Source organism: Clavibacter sp. MX14-G9D (genome assembly GCF_032917815.1).
In the GTDB taxonomy this organism is placed as follows: Bacteria; Actinomycetota; Actinomycetes; order Actinomycetales; family Microbacteriaceae; genus Clavibacter; species Clavibacter michiganensis_K.
The window spans coordinates 1-12016 of the sequence record NZ_JAVCVL010000070.1 but is presented as its reverse complement, the minus strand read 5'-3'; the positions used below and the strand labels follow the sequence as shown (position 1 = coordinate 12016).

The 12016-nt window shown below is 70.7% G+C and carries 10 protein-coding genes and 1 pseudogene; 4 read left to right on the top strand and 7 right to left on the bottom strand.

Annotation, left to right across the window (positions count from 1 at the left end):
* From Q6969_RS07865 to Q6969_RS07850, 4 genes are all read left to right on the top strand, one after another.
* The coding region (locus Q6969_RS07865; protein ID WP_317229936.1) for a sugar ABC transporter permease at window positions 1-875 on the top strand (875 nt) is incomplete at its 5' end.
* A gap of 1 nt (window position 876) precedes the next feature.
* A complete protein-coding gene (locus tag Q6969_RS07860) occupies window positions 877-1758 on the top strand; it encodes a carbohydrate ABC transporter permease (RefSeq protein WP_317229935.1) in 882 nt (293 codons plus the stop codon).
* A gap of 5 nt (window positions 1759-1763) precedes the next feature.
* Window positions 1764-2963, top strand: a complete 1200-nt coding sequence (locus Q6969_RS07855) for a Gfo/Idh/MocA family oxidoreductase (protein ID WP_317229934.1) — start codon at window positions 1764-1766, stop codon at window positions 2961-2963.
* Entirely contained in the window at window positions 2960-3784 is an 825-nt protein-coding gene (locus tag Q6969_RS07850; RefSeq protein WP_317229933.1) for a ThuA domain-containing protein, read from the top strand. Before Q6969_RS07855 ends, Q6969_RS07850 begins: the two co-directional genes overlap by 4 nt.
* Before the next feature lie 16 nt (window positions 3785-3800).
* Here Q6969_RS07850 and Q6969_RS07845 read toward each other — a convergent pair whose 3' ends face one another.
* From Q6969_RS07845 to Q6969_RS07815, 7 genes and pseudogenes are all read right to left on the bottom strand, one after another.
* Window positions 3801-6173 carry an excinuclease ABC subunit UvrA gene (locus tag Q6969_RS07845; RefSeq protein WP_317229932.1) on the bottom strand — a complete coding sequence of 791 codons (2373 nt, stop codon included), beginning with the start codon at window positions 6171-6173 and terminating at the stop codon, window positions 3801-3803.
* A gap of 54 nt (window positions 6174-6227) precedes the next feature.
* Window positions 6228-7280 (bottom strand): methionine synthase, encoded by a 1053-nt coding sequence (locus tag Q6969_RS07840; protein WP_317229931.1) that lies wholly within the window; start codon window positions 7278-7280, stop codon window positions 6228-6230.
* Window positions 7277-8263, bottom strand: coding sequence for a putative oxygenase MesX (locus tag Q6969_RS07835; RefSeq protein ID WP_317229937.1), 987 nt, complete (start codon window positions 8261-8263; stop codon window positions 7277-7279). The genes Q6969_RS07840 and Q6969_RS07835 overlap by 4 nt, the downstream gene beginning before the upstream one ends.
* A gap of 256 nt (window positions 8264-8519) precedes the next feature.
* Window positions 8520-9416: a carbohydrate ABC transporter permease gene (locus Q6969_RS07830; RefSeq protein ID WP_317229930.1), complete on the bottom strand. Its 897-nt coding sequence runs from the start codon at window positions 9414-9416 to the stop codon at window positions 8520-8522.
* Window positions 9413-10399 (bottom strand): sugar ABC transporter permease, encoded by a 987-nt coding sequence (locus Q6969_RS07825; RefSeq protein WP_317229929.1) that lies wholly within the window; start codon window positions 10397-10399, stop codon window positions 9413-9415. Before Q6969_RS07825 ends, Q6969_RS07830 begins: the two co-directional genes overlap by 4 nt.
* 42 nt (window positions 10400-10441) lie before the next feature.
* Window positions 10442-11764 carry an extracellular solute-binding protein gene (locus Q6969_RS07820; protein WP_317229928.1) on the bottom strand — a complete coding sequence of 441 codons (1323 nt, stop codon included), beginning with the start codon at window positions 11762-11764 and terminating at the stop codon, window positions 10442-10444.
* A 59-nt stretch (window positions 11765-11823) separates the two neighbouring features.
* Window positions 11824-12016: pseudogene (locus Q6969_RS07815) on the bottom strand (hypothetical protein); the annotation flags it as partial.

The following is a 12016-nucleotide window of genomic DNA, read 5'->3' as shown; positions in this document are numbered from 1 at the left end:
GCAGGCGGTCGGACCTGCCGCTCGTGCTGCTCCTGCTCGGACCCTCGGCGCTGCTCATCACGGTCTTCATCGTGCTGCCCGCGGTCTACAGCGTGTGGCTCAGCCTGACCAACACGCAGCTCACCGGGTTCGCGGCCCGGGACCCGAAGTTCATCGGCCTCGACAACTTCGCCTACCTGCTGACCAACGGCGACTTCCTCGCGTCGCTCGGGCAGACCGGCACGTTCCTGCTGTTCTCGGCCATCATCGGCCAGACGGTGCTCGGCATGGTCGCCGCGATCCTCCTCAGCCGACCGTGGATCCGCGGCAAGGGCTTCTTCGGGGCGGCGGTGCTCACGCCGATGGTGGTCCCCGAGGTCGTCGCCTCGCTCACCTGGGCGAGCGTGCTCGCGACCAGCCCGGAGGGCACGCTCAACCGGCTCACCGCGGTGTTCGGGCAGGAGCCGTCGGCCTGGCTGCAGACGGCGCCGATGCTGGCGATCATCCTGGTGAACATCTGGCGCGGGGTGGCCTTCGCGATGATCATGTTCCAGGCCGCGCTCGAGGACGTCCCGGTCGAGCTGATCGAGGCCGCGCGCATGGACGGCGCGCGCGCCGTCCAGATCTTCCGCCACGTCACGCTCCCGCTCATCCGTGGACCGGTCTTCCTCTACCTGCTGCTCACGACCATCAGCACCGTCGGCGTGTTCGGCCTGGTCTACTTCCTCACCCGCGGAGGGCCCGGCGGGCAGACGCGCCTCGCGGCCATCTACATCTACGAGCGCGCGCTCCAGTTCTCCCAGATCGGGATCGGCAGCGCCGCGTCCATCATCCTGCTCGTCATCGTCCTTGTGCTCGGCGCGGTCTACATCCGCCTGGCGAAGGTGGAGGTGTGACATGACCACGTTCGAGGACCACGCTCCCGCGGCCCTGCCCGCCCGGAGACGACGCCGCCCGCTCACGCCGCTGGCCATCGGCCAACGGGGCATCGGCTACCTGCTCATCGTCCTGCTGGGGCTGTTCTGCCTCGTCCCGTTCGCGTGGGTCGCGTTCAGCGCGATCGACGCCGACGCGGGTGCGACCGTGCAGCTCCCCTCCTTCTCCCTCGACAACTTCGCGCGGTTCTTCACCGCTGCCGGCACGCCGAGGCTGCTGCTGAACAGCTTCGTGATCGCCATCTCGTCGACCGCCCTCAACCTGGCGCTGGGGATCGCCGGCGGGTACGCGCTCTCGCGCTTCGTCTTCCCGGGGCGCCGGTTCTTCATGTTCGGCATCCTGCTCATCCGCGTGATCCCGGCGCCGGCGACCATCGTCGCGCTGTACCTGATCATGGTGAACCTCGGCATGGCCAACACGCTGCACGGGCTGATCCTCGTGCAGGCAGTCAGCGGCCTCCCGGTCACCCTGTGGCTGATGAAGGGGACGGTCGACGCCGTCCCCATCGAGCTCGAGGAGGCGGCCTGGACGGACGGCAACACGCGGCTCCAGGGCGCGCGGCGCATCGTGCTGCCGCTGATCGGCCCGGGTCTCGGAGCCGCCGCGATGCTCATGTTCATGGGCTCGTGGGGCGACTTCCTCACCCCGCTCGTCCTCCTGCAGGATCAGGACCTCTATCCGCTCGCCATCGGACTGTTCCGTGCCTTCAGCGAGCGGAACGTGGTCGACTGGGGCCTCCTGGCCGCGAGCGCGGTCGTCTACGTCCTGCCGCCCGCCGTGCTGTACGTCGTCGCCCGCAAGCACCTGCTCAAGTCCAGCCTGGGCGGAGCGCTGAAGGGATGACCACCATGACCGATACGACCGACCTCCGAGGCCAGACCGCCACCGGCTCGCCCGCCGACCACGACGGGCGCCTCCCCGTGGTGGTGGTGGGCGCGGGCGCCATGGGCGGCGCGTGGATCCGCATGCTCGCCGACAGCCCGCACGCGGCGCCCGCCGGGGTCGTCGACCTCGACGTGCCGCTCGCGGAGGCCACCGTGCGCGAGGCCGGGCTCGAGGGCGTCGCCGTCGGCGCGTCCGTGGCGGAGGTCGCGGAGCGCTCCGGCGCCCGGGCGGTGGTGAACGTGACCGTGCCGCAGGCGCACCGCGTCGTCAACGAGCAGGCGCTCCGCGCGGGCCTGCCCGTGCTGTGCGAGAAGCCGCTCGCGCCGACCGTCGCCGAGGCGCTCCGCCAGGTCGCCCTCGCCGACATCACCGGCGGGCTCCTGATGGTGAGCCAGTCGCGCCGGTACTTCAACCACCTCGTGGCGTTCCGGGAGGCGGTCGCGCAGGTGGGGCCGCTCGCGGTCGTGCACGCGCAGTTCCTGCACGAGGACCACGAGCCCGGCTTCCGCGAGCAGATGGCGCATCCGCTCCTCATCGACATGTCCATCCACCACTTCGACCAGCTGCGGTACGCGACGGGCGAGGAGCCCGTGGCCGTCCGGTGCAGCTCGTGGAACCCGCCGTGGAGCTGGTTCGCCGGCGACGCTGCGGCGACCGCGGACTTCGAGCTGGCGTCCGGCGCGCGGTTCGCCTACGTCGGCAGCCGCTGCACGTCGGGCATGCCCACCTCGTGGAACGCCGACTGGCGGGCGTACGGCGAGCACGGCGCGGCGGCCTGGGACGGCGACGACGTCGTCCGCGTCGACGTCGACGGCGCCGGATTCCGGCTGCCGACCGGCCCCGAGGGCATCCAGGCCTCGCTCGAGGAGTTCGTCGGATCCCTCCGCACCGGCACCACGCCGCAGAGCGAGGTGCGGCTGAACGTGATGAGCCTCGCGATGGTGGAGGGCGCGATCCGCAGCAGCGAGCGGGGCGGCGAGCGCGTCGTCATCGTCGACCTGCTGGAGGACGCGCTCGCGCAGGCGATCGCCGACGAGCGGAGCGCCGACGTCGCCGACCTGCTGCGCTCGTGGACGAGCGCGGCCGACGGCATCCGCACCCCGGCCTGGGGATCCGCCCCGGCCACGACCACGACCACGACCGCGTCAGGAGGCGCCCGATGACCGGCACCAGCACCCCCGCCCCCATCCGCGTCGTCGTCTGGGGCGAGTTCCGGCACGAGAAGGTGAAGCCGGTCGTCGCGGGGATCTACCCCGACGGCATGCACACCACCATCGCGGACGGGATCCGCTCCCTCCTCGGCGCGGACGCCGACGTCACCACGCGCGTCCTCGACGACCCCGAGCACGGCATGACGGAGGAGCTGCTCGCCCGCACCGACGTGCTGCTCTGGTGGGGCCACACCGCCCACGAGGAGGTGTCGGACGAGGTCGTCGACCGGATCCAGCGGCACGTGCTCGAGGGGATGGGCATCATCGTGCTGCACTCCGGGCACCACTCCAAGATCTTCCGCCGGCTCATGGGCACCACGTGCAGCCTGCGCTGGCGGAACGACGGCGACAGCGAGCTGGTCTGGACGGTGGCGCCGCGGCACCCCATCACCGAGGGCGTGTCGCAGCCCATCCAGATCCCCGGCCAGGAGATGTACGGCGAGTTCTTCGACATCCCCGAGCCCGACGAGCTGATCTTCATCAGCAGCTTCTCCGGCGGCGAGGTGTTCCGCAGCGGCATCACCTACCGGCGCGGCTACGGGCGCGTCTTCTACTTCAGCCCCGGCGACGAGGTCTACCCCGTCTACCACCACCCGGACGTGCAGCGCGTGATCGCCAACGGTGTGCGCTGGGCGCGGCCGGAGCGGGCGCGCGAGTCGTACCTCGTGACCCCGATGTACCTCACCGGCCGCTTCGACCGGCCCGTGCTCGGGTCCCCCGGCGCGCTCCTCGACTACCACACGGGAGAGCCGGTCGACCTCGGGGACGACTGAGACCCGGCCCGACGGGCTACCCGTCGGCGCCGACGTACGCCGCGAGGTGCTCCCCCGTGATCGTCGAGCGCGCCGCGACGAGCTCGGCGGGCGTGCCCTCGAACACGATCGTGCCGCCGTCGTGACCCGCCCCGGGTCCCACGTCGATGATCCAGTCGGCGTGCGCCATCACCGCCTGGTGGTGCTCGATGACGATCACCGTCTTGCCGGAGTCGACGAGGCGGTCCAGGAGGCCCAGCAGCTGCGCGACGTCGGCGAGGTGCAGGCCGGTCGTCGGCTCGTCGAGCACGTACACGCCGCCCTGCCTCTCGGCCATCTGCACCGCGAGCTTCAGCCGCTGCCGCTCGCCGCCGGACAGCGTCGTGAGCGGCTGGCCGAGCGTGACGTACCCGAGCCCCACGTCCTCGAGGCGCGACAGGATCGCCACCGCCGCCGGCGTCCTCGCCTCGCCGTCCGCGAAGTACGCGCGCGCCTCGGCGATGGGCAGCGCGAGCACCTCGCTGATGTCCTTCCCGCCCAGCGTGTACTCGAGCACCGAGGCCATGAAGCGCTTGCCGCCGCAGTCCTCGCAGGTGGTCGACACGGTCGACATGGGCCCGAGGTCGGTGAAGATCACGCCCGCGCCGTTGCACGTGGGGCACGCGCCCGCGGAGTTCGCGCTGAACAGCGCGGGCTTCACCCCGTTGGCCTTCGCGAACGCCTTGCGGACGGGCTCGAGCAGCCCCGTGTAGGTGGCGGGGTTGGATCGCCGGGAGCCGCGGATCGCCGTCTGGTCGATGGACACGACGCCGTCGCGCCCGGTGACGGAGCCGTGGATGAGCGACGACTTCCCGGAGCCGGCGACGCCCGTCACCACCGTGAGCATCCCGAGCGGCACGTCGACGTCGACCGCCTTCAGGTTGTGGGTGGACGCGCCGCGCACCTCGAGCACGCCCGAGCGCTCGCGCACCGCGTCCTTGAGCGTCGCCCGGTCGTCGAGGTGCCGGCCCGTCAGGGTGCCGCTGGCGCGCAGCTCCTCGACCGTGCCCTCGAACCGGATCTCCCCGCCGTGCGAGCCCGCGCCAGGCCCCAGGTCGACGACGTGGTCGGCGATCGCGATCGTCTCCGGCTTGTGCTCGACGACCAGGACCGTGTTGCCCTTGTCGCGCAGCTGCAGCAGCAGGTCGTTCATGCGCTGGATGTCGTGCGGGTGCAGGCCGATCGTCGGCTCGTCGAACACGTACGTGACGTCGGTGAGCGCCGATCCGAGGTGCCGGATGAGCTTGGTGCGCTGCGCCTCGCCCCCGCTGAGCGAACCGGAGGCCCGGTCGAGCGACAGGTACCCGAGGCCGATCGACACGAACGAGTCGAGCGTCTGCGCGAGCGACTGCACGAGCGGCGCGACCGTCGGCTCGTCGATGCCGCGGACCCACGCGGCGAGGTCGGAGATCTGCACGCTGCAGGCGTCCGCGATCGACATGCCCGCCACCTTCGAGGACCGCGCGGACGCGGCCAGCCGCGTGCCCTCGCAGTCGGGACACGGCTGGAACGTCACCGCCCGGTCGACGAACGCCCGGATGTGCGGCTGCATCGACTCCCTGTCCTTCGACAGGATCGACTTCTGGATCCTCGGCACGAGACCCTCGTAGGTCATGTTCATCGAGTCGACCTTGACCTTGGTCGGCTCCTTGTAGAGGAAGTCGCGCCGCTGCTCGTCGGTGAGGTCGCGCACGGGCACGTCGCCGGGGACGAACCCGGACGCGACGAAGATCTTCACGAGCCAGCCGTCGGCCGTGTAGCCCGGGACGGTGATCGCGCCCTCGAGCAGCGTCCTCGAGTCGTCGACCAGCTGCGCGAGGTCGATGTCGTTGACGCGGCCGAGGCCCTCGCAGCGCGGGCACATGCCGCCGAGCATCGTGTGGTCCTGCGCGACCGCGTGCGTCGCGGTGCCCTTCTCGACCGTCATCGTCCCCTGGACGCGCACGCTCGGCACGTTGAACGAGAACGCGTTGGGCGAGCCGATGCGCGGGACGCCCAAGCGCGAGAAGAGGATGCGCAGCATGGCGTTCACGTCGGTCGCGGTGCCGACCGTCGAGCGGGGGTTCGCGCCCAGGCGCTCCTGGTCGACGATGATCGCCGTCGTCAGGCCCTCGAGGCGGTCCACCTCGGGCCGCGCGAGGGAGGGCATGAAGCCCTGCACGAACGCGGGGTACGTCTCGTCGATCATGCGCTTCGACTCCGCCGCGATCGTGCCGAACACGAGCGACGACTTGCCGGATCCCGAGACGCCGGTGAACACCGTGAGGCGGCGCTTCGGGATGTCGAGGGAGACGTCCTTGAGGTTGTTCTCGCGGGCACCCCGCACCCGGATGAGGTCGTGACGGTCGGCGGGGTGCGGTGCGGCGCTCATCGTGCTCCTCGGGTCGACGCGACGCACTCCAGCGTGCGGGACGCGCCGCTCAGCCTAGGACCCCAGCTCCTCGCGGACGAGGGCCGCTCCCGCGCTCAGCGCGCTCAGCTTGCCCAGCGCGACGGGCCGGGCCAACGGCGCCATCCCGCAGTTGGTGCTCGGGATGAGCAGCTCCGCGTCGACGAACCGCAGCGCTCGGCGGAGCGTGTCGGCGACCTCCTCCGGGGTCTCGACCTCCGCGCTCGCCACGTCGATGGCACCGAGCATGACCTTCTTCCCGCGGACGAGCTCGAGCAGCTCCAGCGGCACGTGCGAGTTCCGGCACTCCAGCGAGACGATGTCGAGCGTGGACCGGGCGAGGAGCGGGAACGACTCCTCGTACTGCCGCCACTCCGATCCGAGCGTCGCCTTCCAGTCGGTGTTCGCCGTGATCCCGTAGCCGTAGCAGATGTGCACGGCGGTCTCCACGCGCAGCCCCTCCGCCGCCCGCTCCAGGGCTGCCACGCCCCAGTCCCGCACGTCGTCGAAGAAGACGTTGAAGGCGGGCTCGTCGAACTGGACGATGTCGACCCCGGCCGCCTCGAGGGCCCGCGCCTCCTCGTTGAGGATGGTCGCGAACTCCCAGGCGAGGTCCTCCCGGCTCCCGTAGTGGCGGTCGGCGAGGGTGTCGATCATGGTCATCGGCCCCGGCAGCGCCCACTTGATCGGCTGGTCCGTCTGCTGGCGCAGGAACCGGGCGTCGGCGGCGAACACCGGCGCCTCGAGGCCCACGGCGCCGACGACGGTCGGCACGCTCGCGTCGTACCGGTCGCGGATGCGCACGGTCTCCCGGCGCGCGAAGTCGACGCCGGAGAGGCCCTCGATGAACGTCGTGACGAAGTGCTGGCGGGTCTGCTCCCCGTCGCTGACGACGTCGATGCCCCGCTGGTGCTGCTCGTGGACGGCGGCGCGCAGGGCGTCCTGCTTCCCCTCGACCAGGGCATCGCCCTCCAGCCGCCACGGGGACCACAGGGTCTCCGGCTGTGCGAGCCACGACGGCTTGGGCAGGCTGCCGACGGGCGAGGTGGGCAGGAGCCGGGACGTCGGCCGGGATGCGCGGGCGGTCATCGGGCTGCCCCGACGCGCGCGGCGGCCCATCGCCGCAGCCGGTCCCCGTGCGGCGCCATCAGGTGCTCCTCCGCGTACCGCCCCTGCTCGACCGCGAGCCGCGCGCGCTCCTCGCGGTCGTAGGCGATGGGGGGCCGCACGTGGTCCCCGGCCGTCAGGTCCGGGCGGTAGACGTCGCCGGCGGCGGAGCGCGCGCCGTAGACCTCGGGCCGGTAGATCCGCTGGAACGTCTCCATCGTGCTGATGGTGCCGATGAGCTGCAGGTCCGTGTGGTCGCCCAGCAGGTCGCCGCAGGTGTAGAAGGCGAGGGGCGCCGCGCTGCCGGGCGGCATGAAGAAGCGGGCCCGCAGCCCCATCCTCGCGAAGTACCGGTCGGTCAGCGAGGGCTCGTCCTGCGCGTACTCGACGCCGAGGACGGGGTGGTGGAGCCCCGTCCGCCGGTAGGTCCTGCTGGTCGACACGCTGATGCAGACGACGGGCGGCGTCGCCGAGTGCTCCGCGTACGCGGCCGACTCGCGGAAGTGCTGGAAGAGCGCCCCGTGCAGGGCGCCGAAGTCGTCGGGGAGGGGGGATCCGGCCGGCGAGCCGCCGAGCGAGGGCAGCAGCACGCTGAAGTCGTGGTCGCGGATGTAGGACGAGAGGTTGTTGCCCAGGATCCCCGGGTGACATCGACCGGTGCGGCGGTCGAGGATCCGGGTCTTCAGGATCTCCAGCAGCGGGAACTCCCGGTCGCCGTCGGCGAAGCGCAGCCCCACGGAGACGATGTCGAGTCCCACGGCGTAGCGGTCCCGGTCCGGGTTCCCGGCGTGCGCGAGGCCGTTGAACCGGTCGTCGATCATCGCCAGGGCGTCGCGGAGGTTCTCCCGGCGACGCTCCCCCCGGGCCAGGTTCGCGAAGTTGGTCGTGACCCGCGAGCCCTCCGCCGGCCGGTAGTCCTCGTCGAAGGGGGTGGTGGTGATGCTGAACGTGAACTCGTCCGTCATGAGCGGCCATTCCGTGGGAGGGACGGGGCAGGGCGGGCTCGCGACGGCGGCGGTCGTCGGTGCGGTGATCGTCACGTGGTGCTCCTGTCCGGGTGCTCGGGAGCCTGTCAGGTCGGGGCGGCTGCGCGCCGGGACGTGACGGAGTGTGACCACCGCGGGGCACCGCGCACGACGAGAGCCCGCCCCCGGGATCCGGATCGGATCCGCGGGGGCGGGCTCTCGTCGTGAGCGCGGCCTCACCCGCGCCCAGCGCGCATCACCTCCCGGCGAGCGAGCCGCCGATCCCGCCGACGCTGAAGTACTTGTTCAGGAAGGCGAAGATCAGCACGGGCGGCAGCATCATGATGACCGCGACCGCCATCACCGAGCCCCAGTCGGCCGCGTTCTGCTGGAAGAACGTGTTGAGGCCGATGGGGAGGGTGTACTTCGTGAAGTCCTGCAGGAACAGGAGCGCGATCAGGTAGTCGTTCCACGCCAGCAGGAACGAGAAGATCGCGGTGGACAGGATGCCGGGCAGCGAGTTCCGCAGCACCACGTGGACGAAGCCGCTGAACACGCTCGCGCCGTCCATCCAGGCCGCCTCCTCCAGGGTGATGGGGATGGAGTCGATGTAGGCCGCCATCATCCAGATCGCGACCGACATGGTCGATCCGATGTAGATGATCGCCACGCCCTGCAGCGTGTTGATGAGGCCCATGGCCGAGAAGGTGATGAACAGCGGGATCGCCGCCGTCACCACCGGCAGGGCCTGCACCACGAACAGCACGAGCGAGTACCCGGACACGAGCTTGGACCGCGAGCGGCTCAGCACGTACCCGGCGGGAGCGGCGATGACGACCGAGACCACCACGGTCACGAGCGCGACGAGCAGGCTGTTGCCGAGCCAGATCATCACGTCGGTGCCGCCGAGCACCCGTTGGAAGTTCTCCAGCGTGAACCCGGTCGCCGTCGAGTTCTGCCCCGGCTGGGTGGAGAGGAACAGCACCGCGAGGATGGGCGTGATCACGATCAGGGTGATGATCGCGATGAACAGGAAGCGCCACCACTGGCCCTTCTGCTCCCGCTCCTTCGCCGACGTCCGCTTGACCTCGGCGCGCGTGATGTCGCCGACGGTCGCCGAGGTGGCGCCGCCGACCGCGAGTGGCTGGCTCATTCGATGTCCGCCTTCTTGATCTGCCGGTACAGGAGGGTCGAGACGATGACGAGCACGGCGGTCATCATGAACGCCACCGCCGTCGCCGGCCCGGTCTGCAGGTTCTGGAACGCCTGCTGGTACGCCAGCACGATGAGCGACGTCGTCGCGTTCACGGGACCGCCCTGCGTGAGCAGGAAGATCGTCGGGAAGTCGTTGACGCAGAAGATCGTCATCAGCACCCAGCTGATGTAGGTGGTCCGCGAGATGATCGGCAGCGTGACGCCGCGGAACGCCTGCCAGGCGTTCGCGCCGTCCATCTTCGCCGCCTCGTAGACGTTGGAGTCCACCGACGCGAGCGCCGAGGACATCATCATCAGCATGAACGGGAAGCTGATCCACACCTTGAAGACGCAGACCACGATCTGCGCCAGGACGGGATCGCCGAGGAAGTTCGCGTCCGGGATCCCGAGGGTCTCCAGCATGATCGGCACCGGGCTCTGCGGCGTCGCCACCAGCCAGTTCCAGGAGGTCGACGAGACGACCACCGGGACGATCCACGGCAGGAGCAGCAGCACCTTGAAGAGCCCGTTGGCGGGGATCCGGGTGCGCAGCAGCAGCGCGAGGGCGAGCCCCACGAGCCAGGACCCGAACACGCCCGTGACCGTGAAGACGATCGTGAACGTGGTCGCGTTGCGGAACGACTCCGACGTGAGGACGTTCGCGTAGTTCTGCAGGCCGACGAACGGCGTCTCCCACGGGAGCGTCGACGGCGTGCCCTGCTGCAGGGACTGCAGGAACGAGTAGACGACCGGGTAGACGTTGAGCAGCACCAGCAGGATCAGCGACGGCAGCGCGAACAGCGCCAGCGTCTTGCCGGCCCGCCCGAGCGGCGTCTTGCCGCGCCCCTTCCGGGGCGCGGCGGGCGGCCGACCGGAGCCGGCCACGCCGACGCCGCGGCGCGCCTGCCCGATCTTGTCGACGACCCTCGTGTCGAGCGCCATCAGGTCACCCCGTCCATGTCAGGGACTCCGGACGCGCGCGCATCAGGCGCCCGCCTCCAGCTCCTTCTGCAGCGTCTCGAGGGCGCCCTTCGCGGTGACGGTGCCGCCGAGGACGGCCTGCGCGAAGGAGATGGTCGGCTGCGTGCCGTCGACCTTGGTCACGTTCTGGAAGACCGTGTTGGAGCCGGGAGCGCCCCACGTCTTCGAGATGGGCTGCCAGTCGTTGAGGATCTTGGTGGTGTTCGCGTCGTCGGCGTACGCCTCCTCGGCGATGGACTTCAGCGGCGGCAGGCCGATGCCGGTCTGCTTGGTCCACAGCGTCTTCATGTTCTCGTAGTAGTAGGTGAGGAACGCCTCGCTGTTCTCCTGGCTGGGCGTGGACTTGTACATCATGATGTTGTTCGGGAAGTAGAGCGCGCCCTTCTCGCCGCCGGGGCCCACGAGCGGGTCGCCGACCACCATGTTGGCCGCGGTCTCCGGGCTGACGTTCGCCGTGGCGCCCGCGCCGTCCCAGAGCATGCCGAACGTGCCGGCGTCCATCTGCTGGTACGCGTTGTCGGACGTGTAGGTGGCGCTGCGGGGGTCGACGTAGCCGTTCTTGACCATGCCGAGCACCCACTCGACGGCCTCGATGTTCTTGTCCGTCACCACGTCCGGGTTCTGGTCGCCGTCGAAGAGGCCGCCGCCGTTGTTGATCATGTGGGCGACGATCTGGTGGAAGCCCGTGAAGGCGCCGGCGCCCGAGCGGGTGCCGTAGCCGTAGACGCCGATCTTCTTCAGCCCCGCGCACGCGGCCTCGTAGGAGTCCCAGTCGGTGGGCGCCTCGACGCCGGCCTTCTCGAGGAGGTCCTTGCGGTACCAGTACATGCGCATGTCGAGGTTGTACGGGACGGCCGCGTAGCCGTTGGCCGTCTTCAGCGTGTCGACGAGGCCCGGGAGGAAGTCGTCGTAGATGCCGTTCGACTTCCACGACTCGATGAGGTCGTCGGCGTACGCGATCTTGCCCTGCGACTCGAAGAGGAACGCCGTCGTCCCGCCTCCGGAGCTCACGGCGGGACCGTTGTTGGCCGCGACGGCCGTGGAGAACGTCTGGGTGAAGTTGGCCCACTGGACCTGCTGGTAGCTCACGGCGCCCATGCCGCTCGCGGGCTTGTAGGCCGCGGAGATCGCCTTGTCCTCCGTGAGGAAGGCGGGCGCACCCCAGGGCATGTTCCAGAACTTCAGGGGCGCGGCGGCGCCGCTCGCGCCGCCCCCGCCGCCGCTGCACGCGGCGAGGAGGCCGACGGCCGCGGCGCCGACGCCCGCGCTCAGGAGGGATCGACGGGTGAGTCCGTTGCCGAAGGCGCTGGATGACTGCTGTGGCATTTCGTGCTCCGTTGCATGTTGTGGTGCCTGATGTGTGGTGGAGGGGTTGGGTTCGGGGATCAGCTCGGGCGCTCGCCGGCCAGCGCGGGGGCTGCGGCGAGGAGCGAGCGGAGGTCGGCCACGTCGTCGGGGACGCAGCGGCCGTGGGCGGCGTCGCGGGCGAGGCGCATCGCGGTGCGGTGGCCGGACTCGAAGACGACGGGGAGGTCCTCGCGGCCGGCGGCGTCGGTGACGCTCGCGCGGCCCGGGGCG